The 26,674-nt window shown below is 45.9% G+C and carries 21 protein-coding genes; 8 read left to right on the top strand and 13 right to left on the bottom strand.

What is annotated here, in order from left to right; all coding sequences use genetic code 11:
* Positions 1-9: 9 nt before the first annotated feature.
* Positions 10-591 (bottom strand): leucyl/phenylalanyl-tRNA--protein transferase, encoded by a 582-nt coding sequence (aat, locus tag H6F73_RS06075; RefSeq protein ID WP_190757895.1) that lies wholly within the window; start codon positions 589-591, stop codon positions 10-12.
* A 128-nt stretch (positions 592-719) separates the two neighbouring features.
* Between aat and H6F73_RS06070 the strand changes: the two genes are divergently transcribed.
* Positions 720-1,049: a hypothetical protein gene (locus tag H6F73_RS06070; RefSeq protein WP_190757894.1), complete on the top strand. Its 330-nt coding sequence runs from the start codon at positions 720-722 to the stop codon at positions 1,047-1,049.
* A 62-nt stretch (positions 1,050-1,111) separates the two neighbouring features.
* Here the strand turns inward: H6F73_RS06070 and rpsN are convergent, their stop codons facing one another.
* From rpsN to H6F73_RS26385, 4 genes are all read right to left on the bottom strand, one after another.
* Entirely contained in the window at positions 1,112-1,414 is a 303-nt protein-coding gene (gene rpsN, locus H6F73_RS06065) for a 30S ribosomal protein S14 (protein WP_190671718.1), read from the bottom strand.
* Positions 1,415-1,528: 114 nt separating this feature from the next.
* The gene (nth, locus tag H6F73_RS06060; RefSeq protein ID WP_190757893.1) at positions 1,529-2,245 is read right to left on the bottom strand and encodes an endonuclease III; all 717 of its coding nucleotides are present in this window, start codon (positions 2,243-2,245) and stop codon (positions 1,529-1,531) included.
* Positions 2,246-2,277: 32 nt separating this feature from the next.
* The gene (gene rseP / locus H6F73_RS06055) at positions 2,278-3,372 is read right to left on the bottom strand and encodes an RIP metalloprotease RseP (protein ID WP_190757892.1); all 1,095 of its coding nucleotides are present in this window, start codon (positions 3,370-3,372) and stop codon (positions 2,278-2,280) included.
* 323 nt (positions 3,373-3,695) lie between these two features.
* Positions 3,696-3,947 carry a hypothetical protein gene (locus tag H6F73_RS26385; RefSeq protein ID WP_242072394.1) on the bottom strand — a complete coding sequence of 84 codons (252 nt, stop codon included), beginning with the start codon at positions 3,945-3,947 and terminating at the stop codon, positions 3,696-3,698.
* Between H6F73_RS26385 and H6F73_RS06050 the strand changes: the two genes are divergently transcribed.
* The 3 genes from H6F73_RS06050 to H6F73_RS06040 all read left to right on the top strand — a co-directional run bounded on the left by H6F73_RS06050 (position 3,856) and on the right by H6F73_RS06040 (position 5,417).
* Complete coding sequence (locus H6F73_RS06050) at positions 3,856-4,656, top strand: endonuclease/exonuclease/phosphatase family protein (protein ID WP_242072344.1); 801 nt, start codon at positions 3,856-3,858, stop codon at positions 4,654-4,656. The two genes, H6F73_RS26385 and H6F73_RS06050, sit on opposite strands and share 92 nt — an antisense overlap.
* 124 nt (positions 4,657-4,780) lie before the next feature.
* Complete coding sequence (locus tag H6F73_RS06045) at positions 4,781-5,017, top strand: hypothetical protein (protein ID WP_190757890.1); 237 nt, start codon at positions 4,781-4,783, stop codon at positions 5,015-5,017.
* Positions 4,995-5,417 (top strand): putative toxin-antitoxin system toxin component, PIN family, encoded by a 423-nt coding sequence (locus H6F73_RS06040; protein WP_190757889.1) that lies wholly within the window; start codon positions 4,995-4,997, stop codon positions 5,415-5,417. Before H6F73_RS06045 ends, H6F73_RS06040 begins: the two co-directional genes overlap by 23 nt.
* 203 nt (positions 5,418-5,620) lie before the next feature.
* Here the strand turns inward: H6F73_RS06040 and serS are convergent, their stop codons facing one another.
* From serS to H6F73_RS06020, 4 genes are all read right to left on the bottom strand, one after another.
* Positions 5,621-6,901, bottom strand: a complete 1,281-nt coding sequence (gene serS / locus H6F73_RS06035) for a serine--tRNA ligase (protein WP_190757888.1) — start codon at positions 6,899-6,901, stop codon at positions 5,621-5,623.
* 177 nt (positions 6,902-7,078) lie between these two features.
* Positions 7,079-7,948 (bottom strand): transglutaminase family protein, encoded by an 870-nt coding sequence (locus tag H6F73_RS06030; protein WP_190757887.1) that lies wholly within the window; start codon positions 7,946-7,948, stop codon positions 7,079-7,081.
* A gap of 97 nt (positions 7,949-8,045) precedes the next feature.
* Entirely contained in the window at positions 8,046-8,588 is a 543-nt protein-coding gene (locus H6F73_RS06025; protein ID WP_190757886.1) for a zinc ribbon domain-containing protein, read from the bottom strand.
* 334 nt (positions 8,589-8,922) lie between these two features.
* Complete coding sequence (locus tag H6F73_RS06020) at positions 8,923-9,504, bottom strand: TIGR00730 family Rossman fold protein (RefSeq protein WP_190757885.1); 582 nt, start codon at positions 9,502-9,504, stop codon at positions 8,923-8,925.
* A gap of 202 nt (positions 9,505-9,706) precedes the next feature.
* Here H6F73_RS06020 and H6F73_RS06015 point away from each other — a divergent pair, with 202 nt between their 5' ends.
* A complete protein-coding gene (locus tag H6F73_RS06015; protein ID WP_190757884.1) occupies positions 9,707-11,092 on the top strand; it encodes an ATP-binding protein in 1,386 nt (461 codons plus the stop codon).
* A gap of 90 nt (positions 11,093-11,182) precedes the next feature.
* Here H6F73_RS06015 and H6F73_RS06010 read toward each other — a convergent pair whose 3' ends face one another.
* The 4 genes from H6F73_RS06010 to H6F73_RS05995 form a co-directional block, all read right to left on the bottom strand.
* Positions 11,183-16,345, bottom strand: a complete 5,163-nt coding sequence (locus tag H6F73_RS06010; protein ID WP_190757883.1) for a PAS domain S-box protein — start codon at positions 16,343-16,345, stop codon at positions 11,183-11,185.
* An 838-nt stretch (positions 16,346-17,183) separates the two neighbouring features.
* Positions 17,184-19,976: a family 10 glycosylhydrolase gene (locus H6F73_RS06005; protein ID WP_190757882.1), complete on the bottom strand. Its 2,793-nt coding sequence runs from the start codon at positions 19,974-19,976 to the stop codon at positions 17,184-17,186.
* A 147-nt stretch (positions 19,977-20,123) separates the two neighbouring features.
* The gene (locus H6F73_RS06000) at positions 20,124-20,702 is read right to left on the bottom strand and encodes a hypothetical protein (protein WP_347239479.1); all 579 of its coding nucleotides are present in this window, start codon (positions 20,700-20,702) and stop codon (positions 20,124-20,126) included.
* A gap of 119 nt (positions 20,703-20,821) precedes the next feature.
* The gene (locus H6F73_RS05995; protein ID WP_190757880.1) at positions 20,822-22,105 is read right to left on the bottom strand and encodes a glycoside hydrolase family 10 protein; all 1,284 of its coding nucleotides are present in this window, start codon (positions 22,103-22,105) and stop codon (positions 20,822-20,824) included.
* An 828-nt stretch (positions 22,106-22,933) separates the two neighbouring features.
* Here H6F73_RS05995 and nrdJ (H6F73_RS05990) point away from each other — a divergent pair.
* From nrdJ (H6F73_RS05990) to H6F73_RS05980, 3 genes are all read left to right on the top strand, one after another.
* Entirely contained in the window at positions 22,934-24,163 is a 1,230-nt protein-coding gene (gene nrdJ, locus H6F73_RS05990) for a ribonucleoside-triphosphate reductase, adenosylcobalamin-dependent (protein ID WP_190757879.1), read from the top strand.
* Between the two features lie 308 nt (positions 24,164-24,471).
* Complete coding sequence (gene nrdJ, locus H6F73_RS05985; protein ID WP_347239499.1) at positions 24,472-25,554, top strand: ribonucleoside-triphosphate reductase, adenosylcobalamin-dependent; 1,083 nt, start codon at positions 24,472-24,474, stop codon at positions 25,552-25,554.
* A 91-nt stretch (positions 25,555-25,645) separates the two neighbouring features.
* On the top strand, positions 25,646-25,861 hold the full coding sequence (locus H6F73_RS05980; RefSeq protein ID WP_190671684.1) for a hypothetical protein: 216 nt from the start codon (positions 25,646-25,648) through the stop codon (positions 25,859-25,861).
* Positions 25,862-26,674 lie beyond the last annotated feature (813 nt).

The raw sequence follows: 26,674 nt of genomic DNA, 5'->3' as shown, positions 1-26,674 counted from the left end.
AAGTTTAAATTACTGAAAAGAACACTGGCGTCGCACAGCTTTTTGGAGCAGGGGTTCATACTCTTGTTCGCTAACGGTATAGGCTCCAAATCGTTCTAAATGGGGGTTCATCATTTGCGCGTCAAATAATAGGAACTGTTGCGTTTGCAGGTGTTCGACTAATTTGACCATTGCGACTTTTGAGCCTTCGGGAATTCTATAAAACATGGATTCTCCAATAAAAGCTCCCCCGATAGCAATTCCTAAAATGCCGCCGGCTAGTTCATCTCCTTGCCAGGTTTCAAAACTATAAGCCCAGCCGGCTTGATACAATTCCCAGTAAATCTCTTGCAGTTGTGAGGAAATCCAGGTTGTTTCTCGGTTAGCACAACCGGCGATCACGCCCTGAAAATCGCGGTTAATGGCTGCTGTAAAGCGTTCTTGATTGAGAAAGCGTTGCAATGAACGGGGGTAGCGAAAACGCCCATCTAGGGGAATTAACGCTCGTTGCCGGCTGGAATACCACCCCAAGCTACCATCTTCCCCATCATTGGCCATCAGGAAGTAGCCTTGAGCGTACCCCTGGATAATCGCAGGAATATCAAATTTCATCAGAGAAGCTGGGCAAAGGTTTAGACAGTTGCCCGACAATTTTATGTAGGATCGCCAACTGTGGCAAGTTGTTTACTGAGCCGGTGTCAACCTAAGATGGTTAGAAACAGCTGCCATATTTAGAGCTAATGTCTGAGCCGATTTCACCGATCACGTTACCTCCCGTTCAAAATCCTCATCAGGAAGGCGAATGGTTGCAAACTGCTTTGCATAAATGGCTAGACGAACAGTTTATCCCAGAGCCGGTCAATCAGGAGATCGCCCAAAGAGCTGCCCAAATTTTCGTCCGACAGCGAATGGAAGGCGAGAATGATGTGGGTTCTCTCGTGATCGCTCTCGTTACCGAAATGCAAGCGTTTGATTTTTCTAAAAGCTTTTATGGAGAGTTTGCCGTTGCCAACGCGGTTAGCGACTTACTACTAGAGAGTTTGGGAATCAATCGATGCTGCGGACAGTAAGATTTTAGATTTTAGATTTTAGCGTTTCCATGCAAAATCTAAAATCCAAAATCCGATAACGACTACCAGCTGGACTTAACCACGCCCGGTAGCAATCCTGTGTGAGCCATTTCTCGAATAACGTGGCGAGACAAGCCAAAGTCACGATAGTAACCTCTGGAGCGACCTGTGAGCCAGCAACGATTGCGGAGCCGGGTAGGAGCGCTGTTACGCGGCAGCTGTTGCAGTTGCCGGTGAACTTCTATTTTGGCTGCCGGCGTCGTGGCATTGGCAAACTCTTCTTTTAACTCTTCTCGTCTATCAGCGTACTTATCCACTAGACGCTGGCGTTTCTTTTCCCGCTCAATCATGCTCTTCTTGGCCATGAACGATTCTCTTATCCCCAAATAAAGACACTATTTCCCATTGTATCTGATCGAGCTTGAGCCGGCCAAGAGCTATCGGTGTACTTAACAGATTTGTATATTAAGTCAAACGCTTCAGGCACTCCCAACACCGGCATCAACAACACCGGCATCAACATCTGCCGGCATCAAGGGTTGAGGGAGATTCGCAGAAGGGCACAGATCCGCAAGGGCGCAGGCATCGCACAAAGGTTTGCGGGCATTACAAATCGCACGTCCGTGATAAATTAGCCGAATTGACCAATTTTCCCAATCTTCCTGGGGCAGTAGACGAATTAAATCTCGCTCGACGCGCACCGCATCGGTGTGTTCAGTCAAGCCCAACCGGCGGCTGAGCCGGCTGACGTGGGTATCCACCGTAACGCCTTGATTGATGCCGTAGGCATGGGCTAAAACCACATTGGCGGTTTTTCTGGCAACTCCCGGCAACTCCAGCAGCAGTTCCATCCGCTTCGGCACTTTACCTTGAAATTTTTCTCCGATCATGCGACAAGCGCCCTTAATATTTTTGGCCTTGTTGCGATAGAAGCCGGTGGAACGTACTAAAGTTTCGAGTTCTTCTAAATCCGCACCGGCAAAGGCGGGTGCATCAGGAAACCGGCTAAATAGTGCCGGTGTCACCTTATTCACCCGCTCATCTGTGCATTGTGCGGAGAGGATCGTTGCCACCAGCAACTGCACCGGCGTCTCATAATTAAGCGTGCATTTGGCATCTGGATAAAGACGCTTTAAGCGAATCAAAATTTCGAGCGCCCGTTGCTGAGTGGCTGACCATTTACGTGTGATGCTCATGGGTAGGGAAGTGGATATTACCAATTAATTGCTTATTGGAATAGCCTCTGAATTACCTCTAGCTGAGTCGTATCGCGGATAATCAGAAAAATGCCTAAACCTAAGAGCAGCATTAATCCGGTCTGCATGACTCCATCTTGAATGTGGGTGGGCAGTGGTTTACCACGCATTGCTTCAATCAGCAAAAACGCTAATTGTCCGCCATCGAGTGCCGGCAGGGGCAACGTATTGATCACAGCCAAGTTAATGCTGATAATTGCCGCAAACAGAAACAAGTTAGCCGAGTCTGATTGGGCAACTTTAGCACCTTGCTCGACAATCTTCACCGGCCCTGCGATTTGACCAACAGTGTCGCCAAAGTTGGTAATTAACTGGTAAAACCCTTGAACGGTTCCCACGAAAATCGCCTCAAACCGATTTGCGGCAAGGCTAAACACCTCGCCAATGCCTTTGGAGGGCCGGTATTTGACGGTGCCACTGGGGGCCAATTGCACACCGATGCGACCTGTTCCATCTGCGCTGGCGACTGGTGTTACCCTAACAGGGAACGTTTCGGTGTCACGCTGAATTGTTAATTTCAGGGGTTGGTTCGGATGCGATTCGATCGCCTGTTTTAAGGCTGGGATTGCCTGCTCGGAGGCCCCCAATTCCTTGCCATCGATTGCGAGAATGATATCGCCTGATTTAATGCCGGCAACGGCTGCGGCAGAGTCCTGCGAAACAACTTGGGGCACTAAAACCCCTGGTTGATAGTTAATTCCATCCGGCACCCCAAAACCGCCGAACTGAAGAACCAACACTAGATAGGCAAAGATCAAATTGGCAATGACCCCGGCACTAATCACAATTGCTCGATCTAAAACAGGCCGATTGCGTAACAGATTAGGGTCATTTTCAGGGATGTTGCTGGCTTCAGGGTCATCATCAGGGAAACCCACATAGCCTCCCAAAGGAAACGCCCGAAGCGCATACTCTGTTTCTGGCCCTTGATATTTCCACAAAACCGGGCCAAACCCGATGGAAAAGCGGTTGACATGAATGCCTTGAAGCCGAGCTGCCATAAAGTGGCCTAGTTCGTGTACCACTATTAGGAGGGCTAGGACTGCGATCGCTGCGAAGACTGGCATGAAGTAATAAGAGTGAAATTCCGGGCTTGACTTTTTTCTATTCTACGTTGTGGGGAAGCTACAGCGCCGCACCAAGCTCTAGGATATGCCGGCGTAAATACCCCTCAAATTGAGCTGCCTGGGTGCGTTGGGGCGCATTCCTTTGACTTGTCATCGCCAGCGTCTTTGCTAGCATTGTGGGGATTTTGTCGCTCTCTGCGGCTCTTATCTAGTCTCCACACAGTTTTTATGAAGAAAATCCCTAGCTTTAAGATTAAGCCTTGTCAAATTTTTAAGTGGCTTATTCAACTGTTAGTTTCCGCTTACTTAGTATTCATTATCTGCTATTTTATTTTCAGATTTTTATTTTGGGACAGTTTTTGGGTCGTTGCGTTTGTCAGCATTGGGATTCCTTTAATTCTGTTGCCTCTTTTGATTTTACCATTTTGGTTCTTCTTTGTTAAAAAGCGCTGGTTTTTTATTCTTTCCTCTATTGCTTGTCTTTTGCTATTAAGCTGGTTACATTTAACATATTTTTCTCCCGAACCTGTCAAGATTACCGCCTCCCAGCCTTCACTCAAGATTTTATCTTTCAATTGTTATTGGAATAATACAACTCCCCAAGCTTTAATTAAGTTAGTTGAGCAACATAAACCCGATTTATTATTTTTGCAAGAAACAAATGCAGCTCACGCCAAGAAAGCATTTCCTACTTTAAAAGTTTCTTATCCCTATCATGTCGATGCGCCAACTATCAGCTTTTTCAGTAAATATCCCATCCAATTCGCTGAACGGCTTAACCTAGCGGGACATAAACAAGTTCAGCAACGAGCAATTATTCGAGTAAATCAGCAAGATGTCATGATTTACCACATTCAAGTCACAGCGCCTTGGATTCGTCCCCGCAAATTCTTTTCATTATTCTCTGTGCCAACTTATGTTTATTACGATAGAACGAAAGAAATTAAAGATTTAGTGGAACGACTTCAGAAAGAAAGCCTGCCAATGATTGTTGCCGGCGATTTTAATATGACGGATCAATCTCAGGATTACGATTCAGTCAAGAAAGTCCTCAAAGATGCGTTTTTAGCTTCTGGATTTGGTTTTGGCTTTACATGGCCACATGGTTGGGATGTTGGCCTTATCTTGAAAAAGTTTCACTGGAAATTAAATTTCCCCTTAGTTAGAATTGACTATGTTTGGTATTCAAAGCATTGGAGTTCTCAACACAGCAAAGTTTTACCGGCTGTCGGTTCCGATCACCTGCCGGTGGAGACTTATCTCTACTTGAAGACAAACCCCTAAATTGGCCAAAACAGTCAAGGTTGCAGAATTGCTATTATAAGCGAAGCGGGTTCTCTGCCTCATCACTGAACCAGCCCCTAAAAAATTGAGGTAAAATATCCACAATTCCTAAACGTAACTAAAGATGAATCAAGCTAACTATCAACTTTCCCTAAATTTTGAGCAAGTTTTAGCCTTGGTCAAACAACTGCCTTATGCAGAAAAATTACAATTAAGTCAAGAACTTGAAAAAGAAACATTAAACAATAAATTAACAGAACTTTTAGAATTGTTCAGAACCGATGAACTCTCCTTAGAAACGATTGAGCAAGAAGTGGAGGCAGTCCGAACAGAAATTTATGCCAGAAAGACAACCCATTAAAGTAATTATAGACACCAATCTTTGGATTAGCTTTTTGATTGGAAAACAATTAGTTAATCTCCAAGAATTAATGGTTAATAAAACCATTCAAGTTGTTTTTTGCGAACAAATTTTAGAAGAAATCAATCTTGTTACCCAAAGACCTAAACTACAAAAATATTTTCCTAGAACGAAAGTACAGGAATTAATTGAATTGTTGAAGGTAATCGGCTTATGTATAGAAATCAGCTCAGAAGTCTCTATTTGTAGAGATGCAAAAGATAATTATTTGTTGGCTTTAGCTAAAGACAGTCAAGCTAATTTTTTGATGACTGGCGATCAGGATTTATTAATTTTGGTGACTTTTGAAAATACAGAGATTGTAACGTATCAAGATTTTTTAGGCAAAATCAAGGAATAGACTCCTAAAGTAGGAGAAACATCCCATCCTCATCTTCTAGCTTTCATGTTTGTGTTGATCAAGGTTGAAGCATGAGCGAATAGATATTTGGGAACAATAGACACAAAATTGATATTTTAAAATGATTTTCCCATAAAAAAAGGAGGCAAAACCTCCTAATTTTTCCAAGCTGAGCCTGGTAATGAAATAATATCAAGGGAATCTTACAGCACTTCACGATGCAGGTAAGGTTGCAAGACTTCTGGGATGCGAATCGTGCCGTCTGGTTGCTGATAGTTTTCCAGAATTGCAGACATTGTACGCCCAACTGCTAAACCGGAACCGTTAAGCGTGTGGAGAAATTGAGTGCCTTTTTTACCGGCTTCCTTAAAACGAATACCGGCACGTCTGGCTTGGAAGTCCCAGCAATTAGAACAACTGGAAATTTCACGGTATTTGCCGGCAGAAGGCAACCACACTTCTAAGTCATAGCATCTTGCTGCCGAGAAACCGATATCCCCACTGCACAACTCTAAAACCCGGTAAGGTAGTTTTAAGGCTTGCAAAATTGCTTCAGCATTCCGCACAAGGCTTTGATGTTCTTCCTCAGAAGTGTCAGGGTGAACAAATTTCACCAGTTCAACTTTATTGAATTGATGCAATCTGATCAATCCCCGCGTATCCTTGCCATAGCTGCCGGCTTCCCGGCGAAAACAGGGTGTATAGGCACAGTGATAAATCGGCAACTCTTCTGCTGTGAGAATTTCATCCCGATAAAGATTTGTCATCGGCACTTCAGAAGTGGGGACTAACCATAAATCATCGTTAGCACATTTAAAGCTTTCATCCGCAAATTTAGGTAATTGTCCGGTGCCGGTAAGCGCGTCAGAATTAACCAAAACCGGCGGCATTACTTCAACATAGCCGGCTTTAATTTGCGTATCTAGCATAAAACTAATTAGCGCCCGTTCCAAAGCCGCGCCGGCACCAATCAGCGTCACAAATCGGCTTTGCGCGACTTTTACCGAACGCTCAAAATTGAGAATTCCTAACTTCTCCCCAATTTCCCAATGAGGCAAAATATTTGCGTTTTGAGGGATATATTCATCACCCCACCGGCGCACTTCTACATTTTCTTCCTCACTTTTGCCTATCGGCGTTGACTCGCTAGGTAAGTTGGGAAAAGATAGCAGTTGAGCGCTTATTTCTGCTATTAAGTGTTTTGCCTGCGGTTCAAATTCTCCCACCTGGGTTTTAATTTCGTTGCCTTCTTCTTTTAAGGCGACAATTTCAGGATCGTTGGGTTTGGCACCGGCTTTCATTTTTTGCCCAACCAATTTGCCAATTTCATTGCTACGAGCATTCAGCTGCGATAGTTTTGTTTCCAGTTCTCGCTGCTGTGCGTCTAGCTGCAAAATCGGCTGTAAATCGTAATTTCCGCCGCGCCGGTTGAGGCGATCCTGAACAGCTTGTGGATTTTCCCGAATTTGCTTTATATCAAGCACAAATTTTTCCCAACTCGTCTCGTTTCTCTAACATTCTGCCTGCAGCGCAACTGCAAATATCGCCCGGTTTTGGTGCCAGACGTCAGTTGTTGCCAGTACATTAAAATATGTTATCGCGCATTCGTCAGAGAGTGCCTAATTATAGCAGTAGCAATAAACCGGCCTCACCGGCATCCCTTAATTAAGCCGAGAAACAGTTAAGGAATAATCCAGGTAAGTCTCGCAAGCTTCTGTTGAGCCGGTTACAGGTGCCGCCCTTTCCGGATCAGCGGTACAAGCGAGGGGAATATGACCCTCCGCCGCTAATAACCCGGAAGTGGGATCTAAACCCACCCAGCCGGCTCCAGGCAAGTAAACCTCCGCCCAAGCGTGCAGCGCGGCACTATCGACTTTTGGCCCATCTGGCGGATTCCCGTCAGGCACTAACTGAATGAGATAGCCGGATACAAACCGCGCCGCAAGCCCACAATGACGCAAAATTTGTACTAACAACCAACCGCTGTCTCGGCAGGAACCCATTTTTTTGCTCAGGGTTTCTTCACACGATTGAATACCAGGTTCTAAGCGTAGAGAATAGGTGATTTCTTGTTTTAAACGCTGGTTGAGCGAGACAATAAAATCGGTGATTGCTGTTTCTTGCCGGCTAATGGTTGCGATCCATTCTTGTAATAATGGCCCGGATTCTGCTATCTCTAAAAATGGAATCAGTTCTTTTGCCAGTTGCCGATCATAAGTGAAGGGATAAAGTTCGGCATCCGGTTCTACCAAGAAATTAAATGGGTTGATAGATTGAATTTCTGCAATTAGATCAACTTCTAGTTTTATTTCAGTCGTTGCTTGCGGAAATATTAGCCGCGCTAAAAAGTTTCCGTAAGGGTCTTGTTGCCAATAGAGGCTGTGTTCTGGGGTATGAACTTTAAACGCATAATTTTTCACCGGCATATAACAACGAGGTGCCGGTCGCAGCCGCACGATATGCGGCCCTAAGAACACAGGTCGCTCAAATCGATAGGCGGTTAAATGATTTAGAGCAACCTTAATAGACATAAAATAAAAAACGTTAGATTTCAGATTCTAAAGTTTAATTTAGCCCAAATTGTTACCTCAGTGATCAACTGATTCCTGAGAATCTGCCTATCTAAAATTAAACCAAGCCGTGTCCGCAGTTAGCGCAGAAACGATCACTCGAACTGACGCCGGTGCCACATTGGGAACAAAAGCGCTTGCCGGCATCCCCTGCTGCTGATTTTCCCATACTCATTTGCATATCACCCATCCGCATCTCCATCGGTTTCATCCCCATCTCCATGTTTCCCATGTTCATCGGTTCCATTGGCTTCATCGGTTCCATCGGCTTCATCGATTCCACCGGCTGCTGGGTTGAAGCTTCTGCCGGCTGCATCGGCAACGCTTCCGCCTCGGTTAAAGCCGGTGCCGCACTCATCAACCCCATACTGTTGCCTTGTATTTTGACAAATCGATCACCTTGTGATGTCGTTAATTGCAATACAAAGCCGGCAGAGGTGCGGAACAAAACTGGGGGTGAAGTCCAAGTGCCGGTGGTGAAGCTAGTGCGCTGACTTTGCTGCTGTCCAGATCCACTGCTCATCAGAGAGATCGCCGTCTGCTCTCCCTGATTGTCGATGATAATCTGTTGGCCGGCGTCTAAGTTGCATTGATAAGCCATGATGGTGCCTGATGTCAAGTAAAATTCGCTGGTTCCATCATTTTAAGTGAGTTTTCAGAAACTGGAGTTGCGAATGGGAGCCGGTTCTGGTGTTTCTCCTTTCACTCAACAGGCTGGAAACTCGAAGACTATTGATTGCTGTTTATGCTTGGTGGTGCGATCACGAAGCGTGCGGTAGGCAATCGCTATCTGTGCAAGTATCGCACTGTTGCATTCTCGGCCAAGGAAATGTAATGCATAATCTTAATTCTGCTTTGCTTAATACTGATGAATGCCAATAGTATGAGCTTGGATTTTTATCTAATGCTAAGAAGATCCTCAAACAATAGTCGCTCTAATGCTGATCTCGGTTAATCCATTTAGGGAGCGTAGGTACTTCAAATTGAGCTAGTTTTTTAATTAATTCCACTGGCTCTTCTTCTTGCAGAATAATTGCTCTGTGTTCAGAACGAATAAACTTCTCTTCCATTGCGTGGTCAAGAAAAGAAAGTAGCCTGTCATAGAAACCCTCAACATTTAAGAGTCCACAGGCTTTCCTATGAAATCCAAGTTGAGTCCAAGTTGCAACTTCACAAAATTCCTCTAATGTTCCTAATCCACCCGGCAGAGCAATAAATGCATCTGACAGATCAGCCATTAGTGATTTACGCTCGTGCATCGATCCAACGACCCGAAGATCGCTTAATCCAGTGTGTGCAACTTCCTTATCTACCAATGCTTGCGGAATTACCCCAATTACTTTTCCACCAGCAGCAAGCATAAAATCAGCTACAGCGCCCATCAACCCTACGTTGCCCCCACCATAAACAAGGGCAATTTCACGCTTTGCCATTTCAACACATAGGCTTTGTGCGACCTCAAGGTAACTATCGCGAACACCAAAGTTTGAGCCGCAATAAACACAAATACTTTTCATCAACTTTTGTCGATTTTCTAAATATTCCCATCATTCCTTAGAAATCAAAGGTTTGTCCAGTTAAAAAATGTTCAATTTTGTCGGTTATTTTCCTTATTCTCACTTTAAGTAAATAAATTTTGTACGAAAATGTACTAGAATGTACTAAAAAGTTAGTTGAATGTGAGTTACAAATATAAAATAATCACATTCGCTTGGATTCATGAATCTTAAAGAAATATTAAGTCTCGTTGATCACATAGTATTTACAAAAACCGGCCAGCACCTTAACGATTTACAACAAGCGGTACTGCGAGGAACTATACAACGCGACACCTATAAAAAAATAGCTAAAGATTTTGATTGTTCGGAAAGTAATATTAGGCAAGTGGGTTCACAATTATGGCAGATACTTTCCGAAAAGTTAGGTGAAGAAGTTAGTAAAACAAATTTACGAGCAGCAATGGAGAGGTTGCACATCTCTAATATTTTAAACTTTGAACAAGAGGTTATAGTGAGCAGTAGTTTCAACATTTGTAGAGAAAATTTATACACACAAAGCATAGAATACTCAAGCTCGTTCAATAAAGAAATATCTAACACCCAACACCTTCAGACTCTACGTCACGATTTAAGTGAGATGCCGGCATTGGGTGATTTCTATGATCGTACTTCTGAACTTGAAACCCTCAAAACCTGGATTTTAGAACAACGCTGTCGTTTAATAATGCTCACCGGCATCACCGGCATCGGCAAAACCACACTAGCTGTGCAACTCGTTCAACAAATTAAAGATGAGTTTGAGTACGTGGTTTGGTGCAATCTAGAAGCATCCCCTACTTTCGCTGAATTTGAAGCGAACTTGATACAGTTTTTTTCAGACTCGGAAAAGCTAGATTCGCCGGCACCTAGCCAAAAACCCTTATCATTGATTAAATATTTACAAAAATATCGCTGTTTAGTCGTCTTAGATGACATTCACAACCTTTTCAATAGCGGCGAATTGGCAGGTAAATATAAACCAGGATACGAAGAATATCGCTCTTTATTCAAACAGATAGAAAAATTATCCCATCAAAGTAGTTTTCTTGTAATTGGTTGGGAGCAACCGAGAGAAATCACTCAAGTGAAAAGCCAAAATACTCCCACTCGTACCTTACAACTTCATGGTTTAGGTATGGCTGCCGGCCAGGAAATCCTAAAAGATTATGGTTTAGAAGAAATCGACAACTACTCAGCACTTATTCACCGCTACCAAGGCAATCCTTTATGGTTAAAAAGTGTGGCAACTCTGATTCAAGAATTGGGGGGAGGCGTAACTGGCCTACTAGCAGATGATACCATATTATTACCAGAAGATTTGAAGGATATTTTACAACAACAGTGTGATCGCCTATCTGAACTGGAAAAACAAGTTCTATGCTTATTGGCAAGAGAAAAGGAGGCGATCAACCTGGCAAAATTGCTAGAAAATGGCAGAATTCCACCGGCAGACTTACTAAACGCACTGCAATCTTTATCGCGGCGGTGCTTGATAGAACAACAAGCAAATTTTTACCGACTTCTACCAGTTGTAAAGCAGTATGTGATTACAGTGATGGATGTTTAATGCTCTGGCGTATTTTAACCGGCAGCTCAGTTTCCGGTAATTATTTTCTCGATTACATACACTCCAAAAACTTTTTAAATCAATCGGCAGCTATTTATTTGCCGGCACAATGGGAATTTCTATTAAAAACTCCGCTCCCTGACCGGCTTGTGAAATACACTTCAACTGACCGCCATGCTTCTCGATAATTTGATAGCTGATCGACATTCCTAAACCCGTACCAGAACCGACAGGTTTTGTGGTAAAAAACGGATCGAATAATCGGGATTGTACCTCCTGGGTTAGACCAATTCCACTGTCAGCAATGCGGATGACAACGAATTGTTTCTTGTTTACTGTTGAGTTTTCCGACTCAGCATTAAGGGATAAATTCTTAACCACCTCAGTGCAAATCCGAATGGTACTGGGATTGTTTTCGATTTCTTCAATTGAGCGCTGTCTGTTCAACTCATCAATCGCATCAATGGCATTCGTGAGGATATTCATAAACACCTGATTCATCTGACCGGCATAACATTCCACCAGTGGTAAATTGCCGTATTCTTTAATAACTTTGACACCCGGACGATCCGGCTTAGCTTTCAAGCGATTTTGCAAGATCATCAGCGTGTTATCAAGACCTTCGTGAATATCCACCTGCTTCATGTCCGCTTCATCCAGACGGGAGAAGTTTCGCAAGCTCAGGACAATATTGCGGATGCGCTCAGTTCCGACCTTCATCGAAGAAAGCAATTTAGGAAAGTCTTCGATTAAAAAATCGAGTTCAAACGTTTCAATTTCGGCTTGGATTGCCGGCACCGGCTCTGGATAATATTGCTGGTAAAGCTCGATTAGATGCAGCAGTTCTTCCGCATACTGATTCGCGTGAGTGATATTGCCATGAATAAAATTAACCGGATTATTAATTTCATGCGCCACACCGGCAACCATCTGGCCTAAACTCGACATTTTTTCACTCTGAATCAGTTGAGTTTGGGTTGATCTCAGTTCCTTGATCGCTTGCTCCAACTGTTCAGCTCTGGCACAGCTTTCAGCATAAAGTTCGGCTTGATCGATGGCAATCTCCAGTTGGGCGGTTACTGCCTGTAGCAGTTCCACTTCCCACTCCCTCCAAGGTCGCACCTCGCTTTCCTGAGCACAGCTAAACAAGCCAATCTCACCACTAAGAGTTTGAATGGGCAGCATAATCAGCGATTTCGCCCCCCAAACCTGGAAATAGTCACGCTCTGTAGGATCGAGGGAATTTAGAGTATCATCAACCCGAATAATCTGGAGATTGATCATCCGCTCGATAATGGGATCTGCTGGGTTGATCGGGTATGTCCCTAAAAAGCTAGGCAAATGGGGTAAACTTGCTTCTTTCGTGATCTCCCAAGTTCCCCCGGCAACTCCCGCACCACCAGCAGTAAGCCGGCACCAAGTGAAACTACAGCGATCAAGCTGTAACAGGTTGCGAATTTCTTGTACCCCAGTTTCCAAAATGGTCTCTAAATCCAGGGAATTACGGATTTGATTGACGAGCCGATTCAGCAAGTTTTCCCGCAGCGCTTGCTCCCGCAGGCGTTCTTGCGCTTGCTTGTCCGCCGTAATGTTACGACAAACAACGACACCGCCCCTGAGTGTGCCGGCTTCATCCTTAAGCGGTCTGCCGCTGATTTTCACCCAAACACCCTCCGGCTGCTCCGGATGACGGACAAACACTTCCGCACTGTCAAGGGCTTCTCCTTGGATCGCCCGTGTCAGAGGCAAATCTGCCGGCGGAAAGGGAGTCCGGCGATCCGCTAAAAACAGACCGTACTGTTCCGACCATTCGTCAGGAGTGGTATTAGTGGCACCCAAACCGAATATTTCCTCGGCAGCGGGGTTGAAGATCACAAATTTCCCAGTTTCATCGGCAACAATGACGCCTTCGCCCATGCTATCGAGTACCAGTTGCAAAATGCCGGTTTTTTGCCTGAGTTCTGCCTCAGAACGCGCCAACTCTGCGGCTGTCTCTCGTAAGGCTGCTTCCGCTTGTTTGCCCTCGTGAATGTCAGAACAGATGCCAACCCATTCGCGGATGCTACCGTCTTCTGCTAAGACAGGAACACCCCTGGCACAAAAGTAGCGATAGCTGCCATCCATCCCCCGGATGCGATACTCGGTTTCATAAAGACTTTTGGTGTGAACTGCGTTTTGCCAAACCTGTCCCGATCTGTGCCGCTCCTCTGGATGAAGCGCATCCACCCAACCTAAACCTTTAACTTCTTCTACACTTTGACCTGTGTAAGCTCTCCAATCAGGGATATCAATCACCTGTCCTTCTGCATCTGTTGTCCAGACAATCTGCGAAGTTGCGACGATCAAAGAGCGATAGCGCTCCTCACTCTGGCGTATTGCGGCCTCTGCCTGCTTGCGGTCGGTGATATCAGCCGAGATGCCACAGATTGCATAAGGGACACCGGCAGTGTCGCAAAGCGGAAACTTGATCGAAATATATGTATGCAAACCATCGTCATGAAGCACCTCTTCTTCCGACTGCAAAGCAGTTCCAACTTCAAGAACCTGTTGATCGTTCGCCCGAAATGCCTCCGCCAACTCAACTGGGAAGATTTCGTAATCGTTTTTGCCTTTAATATGCTCGCGATCAAAGTGAAACAGGTTTTCATGCTGGCGATTAACCAGAAGATATCTACCTTCTAAATCCTTGACATACATACACAAGGGAGAGTTATCCAAAATCGCCTGTAGTCGCGCTTCGCTCTCTTTCAACGCTTCTTCTGCTTGCTTGCGATCGCTAATATCGCTTGAACTAATCGCGATGCCATCGCCGAGGGGAATAACTTGATGGCGAAGCCATGAGGCAGCGACTCCTGGCGCAGAGATGGGAAACTCTTCTTCTAAGGCAATGCCGGTTTCCACCACGCGCTTGTACTTGTCAAAAAAACCGTCGGTGCGATTGATGGGAAACAACTCGCATAGCTGAGCGCCAATCACTTCTTCCTTAGAGCGCGAAATTAACTTCGCACCTTGGGAGTTGAGATCGACGAATTTAAAATCAATAATATTTCCCGCTTCGTCGCGCACACTCTTAAAGACATAGAAAGCATCAAAACTTCCCTCAGCAGCCGCTCGGAACAGTGCTTCACTCTCCCGTAGTGCTGCTTCAACCTGCCGGCGCTCAGCCATTTCATTTTGCAATCGTTCAACTGCATTTTTTAAGGCTGCGGTACGCTCCTCGACACGGATTTCTAACTCTTCATTGGCTCTTTTAAGAGCATCCTCTGCGTGTTTGCGTTCGGTGACATCTTGCATCGCTACAACCGCACCCAATTTTTTGCCATTCCCATCAAAGATTGCTTGTCCACTGGCAAGTAGGGTACGGACTTTTCCGTGTTTTGGGGCAATGATCATTTCTGTATTCCGAACCATTTCTCCTTGCAAGGCTCGAAACAGGGGAATCTCTTCTTTTTGCATCGGTGTCTTCCCGTCAGAGCGATACAAATCAAAGTGGTGCGCCCATTCTTTCAAAAGAATCGGTTGTTCTGGCAACCCATGAAACTCTTGGGTGGCGTGATTAAATAAAGTTAAAATGCCATTGGCATCGCACGCAACAATTCCGTCTGCCAGGTTATTAAGCAATGCGTTTAAAAACTCTCGTTCTTTATTTAAAGCTTCTTCTGCTTGCTTGCGATCGCTAATGTCTCGCGAGATTCCTATAAGACCGATGATATTTCCTTGTGGGTCACGGTAGACGCTTTTTGTTGCTAGATACGTCCGCGTAATATTATCACTTCCTGTAACAACTTCCTCAAGGATCTGAGTTTGACCGGCTCTCATGATGTGGCGATCAGTTTCCCTAATTTGCCGCGCTGTTTCTGCCGGCAATATCTCTGTGTCATCCTTGCCAATCACTGCTTCCACAGAATCTTTGCCAAATATCTGAAGAAGGGCGCGGTTGAGCATTAAATATCGGCCCTGAAGATCCTTGATAAAGATGGGGTCTGGTGTTCCGTCCATCACAGCATATAAAAGGCTGTAACTTTTTTCTAACTCTTCTTTTGCTTGTTTTAAGGAGGCTTCTGCCTGCTTGGCGGCGGTGATGTCGCGGACAATGCTAATAACTTCTGATTCTTTGCTAACAACAATTCGCGCTTCGTAATCGTACGAGTTGCCATCAATTGTTATCTGATACTCAAAAATTTGAGGAACGCCAGTGCAGAGGGTTTGCTGAATGTAGTGCATTGTTTGCTCAGCCATCTGTGCCGGCAGCACTTCCCACACACTTTTACCGATAAATTCACTTGCCGGCACTAAAAGATTAAAGTCTTTTGCCGGCTTATATTCTAAATAAATACCTTCTTGACTAATACAAAAAATTGCATCGGGAATCGCATTCAGCAGCGCACGATGCTTGGCTTCGCTTTGCAAAAGTGCAGACTCAGCTTGCTTACGCTCTGTGATATCTTCAAAAGTTCCCAAGATGCCTACAACATTGCCTTCACTATCGTGCAGCGGCACTTTGCTCGTATCTAGGCATAATTGTTTGCCATCCCCTTGTTGCAAGCGTTCGATGATGTGATACTCAGCAGTATCTGTTTGCATAACTCGACCGTCGCATTCAAGGTAGAATTCAGCCTGTTCTTTTTTCCAGGGGAGATCCCAGTCTGTCTTGCCAACGATATTCTCTGGAGTGCCAACGTCGGCGACAATTGCAAAGTTGCGATTGCAACCTAAATATACTGAATTTCGATCTTTCCAAAAAATACATTGTGGGATGTTGTCCATGACAAGCTGCAACATTTGTTGTGATTTTTGCAGCTTTTCATCAATGTGCCGGCGTTCAGTAATTTCTGCTTCTAATTGCCGATTAGCCGCTTCTAGCTGTGCTGGGCTGGGCGCGTCAAGTGCTAAGGGGATGAGCGGTACTAAAAGAAATGCAAAGGCATAGGATGACCATGTCGCGTTGAGAAATTTGATCGTTCCTGAAACCCAGTAAACAGGATGCCACAGGGTGAAGACATCCATCAAGTGAATTGTCCCGCATCCACTAAAAACAAAAAATGTGCTGACAAGCAAAATGACAGTTTTAGTGGGTAAATCTTGCCGATTTCTGGTGAAGTAAACAATAGCACCAGCAACGAACAAGTAAGCAAGCGCTGTTAAGAGATCCGAGGCTAGATGAAGTGAAACTAGCCCTGGTTTCCAGAGATAGCAATGCCCGTGTGGAATAAATGGACTTGAGCTAAAAAATATTTGCAAAAATTCCTGCATATAAACTCTCTGTTTTTACCTCTTGTTGCCGGCAGCATTTCACCCTGCTTAAAATACCCAGAAACAGACTCCTATTAATCTGATTCCCCTATGAGCTTTAAGTTCTGATTGATCTTAAAAATCTAGCCTTAGATAGATTAAATTTAAGAGTAATTATATTCGCAAAAACTCATATGTGCCCTAAGAATGAAAAAATATTAAATTTTAATCTCTTGCTTAATACAAACAGTTGAAATTTGCAGAAAGCTCCCCTGGAACCGCTAAAGGCAAACTCAAAAACTAAACCAGATCCTTCACTTTTGAGTTTCCTATGTCAAAGGCGAGTTGCCCGTTAAGATTTTTTACACAATATAACACACTGCCTGATTACCAATCGTTGATTTGTTGACACACAAGCCTATTCATCAGTAAAATTACTGCCACAGATACCATATTATTCTTTTTTACAGTTACAGAGAAAGTACGGAAATTTAGGCTAAAAAAAGATATTTTAATAAATTTTTGTTAAAAAAATTGCCGCTTCTATCGCTCAGAAGCAGTGCAATTTTCTTGACAATTGAAAAGTTTCGCCCAGATGAAAATAAATTTTTATACTGATCGCGGACAATCACTCAGGGTTTTATCTCTTCGGCTTTTGCGTAATTGTGAATACCGGCCAACAATAGCTCAACTGAGAGGATGTTTGAAAAGTGTAGAATCGAACTCCCAAGCAACATCACCCTAACCCTGTCCTGTGGGAGAGGGAACCGGAAACTCTCTCTCCTCCACCTGGGGAATAAGGGTTATCTGTTTTGCGACTTTTCAAACATTCTCTGAGGCAGAGACGAAGGTGGCAGTATTATCGCGGTAATTCTACTCGCTCTCCGAAGCGCAGCAAGGTTTCCAGCGTCGCTAAGTGATTTTTCCAGGTTTGGACTTGGTAAGGATTTTCGGAGGAATACAAGCGCATCCAGCCATCAAATTCTGCTTGAAAACGGCTAAGCGATTGTTGAGCTGTGGCTAAATGACCGGCAGATGCTTCAGTTGCCAGTAGGTTTAAACTACTTTCCAGCGCTTGCGTTTTGGCGGTGAACTCACTTAACTGCGGTTCCGCTATTTTTAGCTGATTATTTGCCAGCAGAAAATCCCATTGCCTTTGCAATGTCTTAAATCGTCCGGCGGCAGTGGCGAAAGGCTGCCGATAGGGAACGGCTGCGGTACAGTTTGCGCCGGCACATCCTTGAGTACGGCTGAAAATGCCATGTAAACGGTTACTAATATTTTCTGCCGCAAACAAGGCATAACCCGGTGCCGGCAAATCCCGCAATGCCTGAATTTGATCCACTGCCACCACTTCAGGCAAATTCAGCAGCCGAATCGCCGGTAAAATCAAAGTTGCCCCCAGTGCCGGTGCGCTGTTGTTGACTCCAGCCGCTAAAGTCAGCCAAGGTGCAGCCAACTTTTGCAACCCGCCGGTATCCATTGCATAAGTCATTGGCACAACCAAATCCACATTTCCCTGATGCGCCCATTCTTCCCAATTCTGCTGGATTTTGTTGAGGCGTTCGTTGCGAGGCAAGGGAAATACCGCCGCTGAAACCATCACATTCGCACGCCGGCTGCGAATCAGTTTCGATGCCTCGGCAACAAAAGAGTCAATTTGGCGGATGCGGAACCCCGTCCACTGCCGCCACAATTCCGTATCGCTTGGCGAAATATCCGCTGGATCAACCCCTGCAAGTTGTCGAAATTGCTGACGTGCTGCTTTGCCATAGCCGTAGCTGCTGCCAAGCGCCGGATCTTGAAAGGGATAGCGAATGTAGTCTAGCTGCACCCCATCGACTTCGTACCGGCTGACAACTTCATCCAATAGCTTGAGCAAGTAGCGCCGTACTTCTGGATTTGCAGGGTCTAAAAACGGCTTCGTTTGTCCTGTGGGAATCATCTTGCCGCGATGATCGTAACCTGCCCAATCTGGATGGGCACTAATCAGTGGCCCTGGATAATCCGCCGGCTGGTTGAGCAGTACATTGTGACGCTGGTTGCCGGCAGCGAACACCCACACCCATGCGTGCAGTTCCATGCCTCGCTCATGGGCTAATTTCACCCCAGCAGCGAGGGGGTCCCACCGGCGCGTCTGTGGATTCTGTTCTGGAGCGACTTCAGAGGGATAAATGGGATAGCCGGCATTGACGGTTTCAAAGAAAATCGTATTAAAGCCTGCCGCTGCCAGCCGGTCAAAAACCGCAGCCAGTCCTCGCTCAGAGCCGGCTCTCACGATGGTGCCGCGATCTAACCAGATGGCGCGAATTTCTGGTTGAGCCACAGGCTGATCGGTCGGGTAATTTTCCCACAGCAGCCGTCGCGCCGCGACCCATTGTCGGCGAGCTTCGGTGTAATTCTTTTGTGCTAACAGTTGAGGAAATACTTGCAACACTTGCCGCGCCTCAACGATTGCTTTTTCCGCAGCCCCTTGATTTGTCGCAGGACGAGTGGCAGATTTATTGCCGGCTTCTGTCGGAGTTTCTGTGGCGAGATTTGCTGGAGTATTGGCTGCGCTGGCAGATAATAAGGCACTTTCAACTCGCCCTAAAAGTTCGGCGAGTTCCTGGCGCATAGCGTTACCTTGAGCGCTAGTGATGGTTTGGGAGTCGGGGTTGATTTCTTGTTGTGCCGGCACGACTTGATCTGCCGGATCGCTTTGTGCCGGCACGACTTGATCTGCTGGATCGCTAGAGTTTTGTGAGGGATTTGGGGATTTAGGGATTGCCGGTTGAGAATTGTCTCGCTCAGCCGCTCCCCCTCGCCTTTGCGCTCCCTCTCCCCCTCTTCTAGATTCAACTGCGCCCCCTTGCCTTTGCTCGCCCTCTCCTTCTCTTCTAGATTCAACTGCGCCCCCTCTCCTCGCCACCGGCATATCAGTAAGCTCAATTGCTCCATAACGGCTGAGGGTTGCTTGCAACCAGGCTGTATCAGTTTCGGCGGATGCTGCACCTTTGCTGCCCCACTGCCAGCCAAAAAATGTGGCTTGTTCACTGGTGACGACGGCTGGGGATGAGGTGTTGGGACAGGGTTGTGTGCCGGTGCAACTCCAGGTAGCAGCGGTTTGGCTCGATAAGCCGGCGGGAATTAAGACGCCTCCAGGAACGGGTGTAGCGGTTAATTCTGGAGATACCCAGGTGTCGCAGGGTTTAGCACCAATCGGGGCGTTGCGCCAGTCGCCGGTGCAAATTCGCATCCCTTGAACTGCGGAAGGCTGGGGCAGGGGAAACGCCCAGGATGCGCCTAGGAGTGAGCGCAAGGCTTGACGCACTTCTGCTGAGGAGCGACTGCCAACCGGCCCTGAAGCGATAATTCGACCACCTTGGCTCATCCAGGCATCGAGGGCGTTGACTTGTGCCGGTGTTAGGGTTTCGATGTTGGCTAAAAATATAACTGTGGTGCCGGCTAGATCCGATGCCCGATTAATTTGCGCGATATCGATAGTGCGATAAGCAATTCCTGCTGCATCTAAACGCTCGGTGATGCCGGCCCACTCTTGGGCATTATCCGGACTCCGCACGACTCCTAAGACGATTTCTGCTGCCCGACTAGATGCAACCCTAAAAAATGAAAGAGAAATGATCAGAAACGCCAAAAATATCTTTTTCATTCTTTAGTTTTTCAGGTATAATCTCGCACTGCTATCGCTTGCCTTGAGGTGCGGGAGAAAGCTAACTCCCCACAAATCCAAGCCAAAGGCAATTATTACCCATATTTAAGCAAAAACGCTGGCTGAACATTTAGCTAAGATTTCTTTTTAATGGGAATCGAAAAAGCAAACGAGCGGAATTCCTGTGGTTGCAGCAGCAACAATCCATGCCACAGCCAAACCCACCACCTCTCCCAAGAATAAGCCCGTAGCTTGGCTCAACAACCCGCCAACTGTCCACCCGATAGCCAGCGCCACCGCCCAGCATACGGAACTCGTGAGTACCCACCGCCAACCTGCGGTGACTTGTTTCCAGATCGCCAACCACTGCGCCAACCCGATTAATAATCCCATCTGTTCACCGTTTATCGCCCCATAAACGATTCTCAGGGGAATTTGCGGGGTTGCCGGTGCAAACCAGCCGAGTGCACCCAAGCCACTGAAGCCCAGCAATCCCCAACTGATCACACACGCCAATACCCACCGCCAGGGGTGAGAAATTCGCGATCTGAGAAAAAACCATTGTGCTAGCCCGATCGCCGCACCCCCAATTGCCCCCTGAAAAGCTCCAATATCAGGTCTCTCACCAATTTCAATAAATAGTAAACTTACTAAAAAACCCGCAAGCGTGAGCAGCACCCACTGCAACCAAACAAAGAATTCTGTTTTTACAAACTTTGAACTCACACACATTTAATTTACACATCAGTATCTTTCACACCAACCGTTAACCATCTGTGTATGCCCAACGGCACGATGCGTTATCATCTGTGGTTAAAAAATCTTGTAAAACAGCACCCTGCAAATTATTTACTTTTGACAACTGCATTAGAAAAAATTGCTTGAAAGCCCTTTCTCCGTTGCCGTGGCGACTCTGGGGTGAGATAACTCCACAAACTCTCCCAGTAGAAGAAGGATACCCCATAAAATCCGCGTTCGCGAACTAGCCCCACCTGCTTTTGAATCTGTTTCATCGCTACAGGATTTCTCCAGGTGCCGGTTGTGATTCCCACGCCAACAGGAATTTTACGGCGGGCGAGCTGAACTGCCGGCTGCTCTAAGTCCACCTGAAAGCTGCTCAAATCATTGCGATATACCTGCAAGATAAAGTCTTCGACTAAACCTTGCTCTACCCAAGTTTGCCAATCTTGGAGATACTTTCTATAAGCAAAATATTGTGAGTTAGAAGAAAGAGATACGATCGCGTCGGGCTTAACAGCTTTGATTGCGTGAAATAACTCTTGCATGAAATGAGTAATTTTGCCGGCACGCCAGCGCATCCACTCCTCATCTAGAAAATCATTCGGAGGATTTTGACCCTGATGTTCGAGCCGGTACAGCTTAACAGTAAAAGGGTCATAACCCAGCTCCACCGGCATCCCAAAATGATCATCTAGCTGAATGCCATCAACATCATAATTGCTAACCACTTCCACAATCAGATCACGGATAAACTGCTGCACTTCTGGATGCAGAGGATTCAGCCAAACTTGCTTACGAATCAGGAAAGATGACGCAGCAGAAAAAATACCAGGCTTGCCGGCATTCTGCTGCGGGGTTCGCTTTGCGCCGTCTTGAACTGCCTGTTCATCCGGAATTTCTTTAATATTTTTGCTGCTGTCGCGCCTAGTCGTGAGCCAGTCTGGGTGACGCTGGGCAAGTTGTGACTGTGCCGGTGCCATGAAGCCATACTCAAACCAGGGGATGACTTTTAAGTGCCGGCGATGTCCCTGCTTAAGAATTTCCGCCAGAGTATCTTCAAAAGGGCGCATCACTGCTAACAGGGGTTCTTGCGATCGCCCTGTCACATCATGCGCCACAGCACTTGGGTAAAAGGTATGTCCCCGGTTCCAGACGACGGGATAGACGGTGTTGAAGTTGAGTTGAGACAGTTGGTGCAGTGCGCGGTTGATTCCCCAAGGGACAAACAAAACGCCACTGGTGACGTTCGTTAACCAAACGCCGCGTAGTTCTGACTCAGTAGATGGGGGTATTTGCGAATAGGTGCTACTTCCAGCAATTAATTTTAAGCCCAATAAAAAGCACAAGCAAAAAATTATCCATTTTTTTGCCACTAAATTCAATCTCATTGAACAAAAATTACTCTTATTCTAATCATGACGGTGAGAGATATCTAGAAGTCGAGCAGGATGCCGAGGCTGTCTCTTGATTGTGGGCTGCCGGCTTTTCAACAATTTTGCTCTTGAGATTATACCAATTTTAAAAAGTTATGCGACAACTAACGTTCCGCCATCGGCACCACAATGCTCGCTAATTGAGCTGGTTTTAACGCTTGGCGACTCTGAAGGTTTGCACTGTTGCATAACTTTGCAGGCTATTCTTTACTTTTTTTGCTTCCAAAACATAAGCGCTTGAGCCAATAGAAGCGTAAACCAAAGCACAAATAAGCTGGCAGAGTGACTAGGAGAAACTTCTATTTTGCCATGCGGCTGCTGAAAAGATTGAAAGTGAGGGTCAAATCCCATCACGGTTTCAATGTTTCCGGTGGCGTCTAAAATCACTTTTTTTTCTCGATTGTCTCATTGGTAATGGGGAGAAAATCAAACAGAAATTGTTGAGCGTCAGCGATTGCGATTACGACGACTTTGCCGGCAACCCTTGCCCTTTGTCAGTCCCTATAATTGGGCAGGATTTGTCTCTCAGGGTTTAGCTTAGGATTTGACCGCAATCTTGCCGGCAAAAACTCTATTTGTATAAATGTTGTCAACTAAAATACTTGACATCAAATAGCCCCTTCCACCATACCTCAAGGAACTCTGGCTTTACACAGAATTAGTCCTAAAAACCGGCAACCCCAGAACCTCTATAGCTAGCGCACAATGACCCTTTTCAAAAGGTTTAAACCCCATATCTGATATAGTCATGATCTACTGATGTGTCCTGACCCGATAAGACTTATGGTTCGAGAATTAGAGCGCACACGCCCAACCGGCGAGTTTCCCGAAACGGCACCGGCAGCCAATCCGGTATTTTTTAGAACGTACAGCCGCCGCACAGCAGCCGGTCGAGAGACCTGGGAAGAGGTGTGTGAGCGCACTGTGGGGGGGTTGGCGAAACTTGGCAAACTCACCCCGGATGAAATTGAACTTTTGATGCAGATGCAGCGCCGGCTCAAAGCGCTTACCTCCGGGCGCTGGCTGTGGGTTGGGGGCAGCGAATGGATTGAGCAATCCCAAAATTTCTCAGGTGCGTACAACTGTTCATCAACAAACATCGCTGACTGGCGTGCCTTTGGTCTGCTGATGGATTTGGCAATGATGGGTTGTGGCACCGGCGCAGTCCTCGAACCGAAGTATATCAACCAATTGCCGGCAATTCGCAATCGGCTCAATGTTGAAATTCAAGGCGAAATCGGCTTAACTCCCGCACAAAATCGCCGTGAAAAATCAGAAGTCAAAATCACTGGAAACGAGGTATTAATTCATGTTGGAGATTCTCGTCAAGGTTGGGTAAAGTCTTATCAAACTTTGCTAGAATTGTCAACAGATGAGCGTTTTTCAGACGAAGTTAAAGTCATCATTAATATTAGTGATGTCAGGCCGGCGGGAGAACCCTTAAAAGGGTTTGGTGGGGTCGCAAATCCGATTAAGTTACCAGAGTTATATGAGCGTTGCGCCGCAATTTTGAATAAAGCATTAGGCCGGCAGCTTAACTCAGTTGAGTGTTGTGTGCTGATTGATGAAGCAGCGGTGGTGGTGGTGGCCGGCAACGTGCGAAGATCAGCTGGCATGAGACAAGGTTCAAGCGAGGATGATTTGTTTGCCGGCGCTAAAACGAATCTCTGGCAGCAAGATGAAAACGGGAACTGGCGAATTGACCCCGAAAGAGATGCGCTGCGGATGGCAAACCACACCAGAGTTTTCCACTCTAAACCCACTCTGGAAGAAACAACAGAAGCGGTGCGGAAACAATATTATTCCGGCGAGGGTGCAATTCAGTGGGCCGGTGAAGCCATCGCCAGAGCTAATAATGATTTATTGTCGGATCAAGAAACGAAAAAGGCATTTCTGAAAGCTTATCAAGAAGGAACGATTAAGGAATGGTTCCACACAAGCTATCCGAATATGCCAGAACAGGAGTTAGAGCATCGATTAGCCCGTTTGGGCTTAAACCCGTGTGGTAGATAATTTTGCCTCACGTTAAAAACCCCGCAAATACGGGGAAAGCTGAAATGCTAATCCCGTGGTAATCAGAAGAACTAAAACGCTTTTGACACCGTACAGCGTAGAGAGTGAAACTAGATGACAATAAAAAAAGTTATTTAGAATATAATCTCTCCAAGAGTGTGGGGGCGCGAAAACAAGATGCCAGATAGTTACAGGTTAACCATGTAACAGAAAGGCACTCCTCTATTATTAGAGGAATTACGCGCAAAAGGTACGCGGAGCTACTGCAAAAATAAAGCAGTAGAACTAAAGGATAAAAAGCCTTTAGGATAACAAAACTGGAAATTATTGGCTCTAATTTTCACTGCAATCTTGCGGAGGTTCACTTAAATCAAATTAATCCGAAAAACGAAAAAGAAATTGAGGACGCCTTTACCGCCGGCGCATTATCCGTCGCGGTATTGCTCAATCACAAATTCATTGAACCCCGCTATCAATACAGCCGGGAATTAGACCCGATTGTAGGAGTTTCCTTCACCGGCTTGTTCGACTTCTTCGTGAATGCCTTTGGCGTAGACTGGCTGCGCTGGTGGCAAGAAGGACGACCGGCAACACCACAAGGAGTGGAGTTTAAACGGCAGGAACAGGAGTATCTCACTCGCTGGAAAGATATTGTGAATCGCGTGGTGTGGGATTACTGTGACCGGCACGGATTGAAGCGCCCGAATCGCTGCACGACTGTGCAACCATCTGGCACAAAATCCTTACTGACAAGTGCAAGTCCGGGTTGGCATCCCCCCAAAGCGCAACGATTTATTCGGCGCATTACATTCCGGAAAAATGACCCGGTTGCACTGGCTTGTATTGACTACGGTTACAGTGTGATTCCTTCACAATCTGACAAAGATGAAAACGGCAATCTTCTAAACGATCCGTTTGATCCCCGGTGTTCAGAATGGCTGGTAGAAATTCCCGTTGCTGTCCCTTGGGCTGATTTACCAGGTGCTGATGAAATCGACATCAACCAGTTTTCTGCACTCGCACAAATGGACTTTTATATGCAAGTTCAAAAATTCTATGTGCGACATAACACATCAGCAACGATTGAATTGCGCGAGAGTGAAATAGAAGCCTTGGGAACGCAGATTTATGAAGCGATCCGAGACGACGAAGGTTATATTTCAGTCGCACTTCTGGCGCGTTTTGACTCTCTGCAAGCCTTCCCGCGCTTGCCATTTGAGCCGGTGGATAAGTCAACCTATGAGCGGTTAATGCAAGAAGTGCTGATTCGTCGCCAAACCGATAATTTCCTCGCTGCGCTCAAGCGTTATGATTCAGGGGAAATGCCGGATGCCGGTCCTGCCGGTTGTGATTCAGATAAATGTCTGATGCCAGAGCAAAAACCTGAGTAAGTACAATTAGCCACTCCCCCGCCACTGCCCCCTAGGAACGCGCTAGGATACCAGAGGACGCAAACACACCGGCACGATTAGGAGACTTCCCATGTTCCTTGACGAACTGACACCAGTTTTTAAAGAACTCGCCCAAAATCCCGTTGCTTTCATGGGGGGATTCTTTTCCGGCATTCTCCGGCTTAACCTTTCTGATGAGCCGGTTAAAAGCTGGCTTGATAAGCAAGCCGGCACCACCACCTACACATCTGCCGGTAGAGACAACAACGGCAACAGCAGTGGCCCTCAGTCAATTACCATTGACTAACATTTCGTTTAACTTAAACTGAGTAATCGCAAGGTCTGCCAATTCTAGGCAGACCTTTTGTTTTATTTTTTCTCTGTTGCTTAGTTCAGCTAATTCGCTCTTTATTTAACGCCAAAAAGCACTATTTAACAGCTAACTAAACCCAATATAAAATATAAAAGAGAATTTTCTATAATTTATATTACTTTAAACAGAATTTTATTTTAACAAGAGCGATTAAACCGGCCTCTTATTTCAAAGCTGCCACGACTTTAAACTGCTGAAGTGCCGGCGAAACAGATACAGCAATTTTCACTTGTGTTCAATCTAAAATTTCAAATTCTAATAACTCATTCAGAATCACCCTTTAGGGTATTGACACTCAGCAGATCGCTCCTTTTGGAGGGGGTTTGGGGGACGCAACCGTCCACGGCAGTTATGGGGATGGCACAGCACATAGGATACTGCCTCCCCAATGGGGGGTCTGGGGGGCTTCCCCCCAAAGTCTTTCTGACTTCCCCAATATTTCAGCTAATTGAGAACCGCCCTATCACGTATGCCGGCTAGTAAATTGATAAGACGAAATTAACGCCCAAGCGCCTGAACAGCCTGGGTGAGTTGAGGATGTGCCGGCACTAACGACCAAAAGATTTGAGTATCGCAATGAATATCACCCACATTCCCAAACGATTTCCTCCTTAGTGAAGATGCACTGCCCATTCAGTCTCCCATTCAGCAATCGAGCTGGCATAAGCGAAGAGACTCACCGAAGTAGGGAATGATAAAGTTTCTTTAGTTCATCTAAAGTTAACCACCTGTTCTGAAATGCCTCCC

The organism is Microcoleus sp. FACHB-68, from assembly GCF_014695715.1.
Classification (GTDB): Bacteria; Cyanobacteriota; Cyanobacteriia; order Cyanobacteriales; family Oscillatoriaceae; genus FACHB-68.
Note: the sequence above shows the minus strand (reverse complement) of the source record. Positions and strands in the feature narration are given on the sequence as shown.

Coding starts and splice junctions, on each gene's coding strand:
- aat (WP_190757895.1), bottom strand. CDS start 591: ATGAAATTTGATATTCCTGCGATTATCCAGGGGTACGCTCAAGGCTAC.
- H6F73_RS06070 (WP_190757894.1), top strand. CDS start 720: ATGTCTGAGCCGATTTCACCGATCACGTTACCTCCCGTTCAAAATCCT.
- rpsN (WP_190671718.1), bottom strand. CDS start 1,414: ATGGCCAAGAAGAGCATGATTGAGCGGGAAAAGAAACGCCAGCGTCTA.
- nth (WP_190757893.1), bottom strand. CDS start 2,245: ATGAGCATCACACGTAAATGGTCAGCCACTCAGCAACGGGCGCTCGAA.
- rseP (WP_190757892.1), bottom strand. CDS start 3,372: ATGCCAGTCTTCGCAGCGATCGCAGTCCTAGCCCTCCTAATAGTGGTA.
- H6F73_RS06045 (WP_190757890.1), top strand. CDS start 4,781: ATGAATCAAGCTAACTATCAACTTTCCCTAAATTTTGAGCAAGTTTTA.
- H6F73_RS06040 (WP_190757889.1), top strand. CDS start 4,995: ATGCCAGAAAGACAACCCATTAAAGTAATTATAGACACCAATCTTTGG.
- H6F73_RS06030 (WP_190757887.1), bottom strand. CDS start 7,948: ATGTCTATTAAGGTTGCTCTAAATCATTTAACCGCCTATCGATTTGAG.
- H6F73_RS06025 (WP_190757886.1), bottom strand. CDS start 8,588: ATGGCTTATCAATGCAACTTAGACGCCGGCCAACAGATTATCATCGAC.
- H6F73_RS06020 (WP_190757885.1), bottom strand. CDS start 9,504: ATGAAAAGTATTTGTGTTTATTGCGGCTCAAACTTTGGTGTTCGCGAT.
- H6F73_RS06015 (WP_190757884.1), top strand. CDS start 9,707: ATGAATCTTAAAGAAATATTAAGTCTCGTTGATCACATAGTATTTACA.
- H6F73_RS06010 (WP_190757883.1), bottom strand. CDS start 16,345: ATGCAGGAATTTTTGCAAATATTTTTTAGCTCAAGTCCATTTATTCCA.
- H6F73_RS06005 (WP_190757882.1), bottom strand. CDS start 19,976: ATGAAAAAGATATTTTTGGCGTTTCTGATCATTTCTCTTTCATTTTTT.
- H6F73_RS05995 (WP_190757880.1), bottom strand. CDS start 22,105: ATGAGATTGAATTTAGTGGCAAAAAAATGGATAATTTTTTGCTTGTGC.
- nrdJ (WP_190757879.1), top strand. CDS start 22,934: ATGGTTCGAGAATTAGAGCGCACACGCCCAACCGGCGAGTTTCCCGAA.
- H6F73_RS05980 (WP_190671684.1), top strand. CDS start 25,646: ATGTTCCTTGACGAACTGACACCAGTTTTTAAAGAACTCGCCCAAAAT.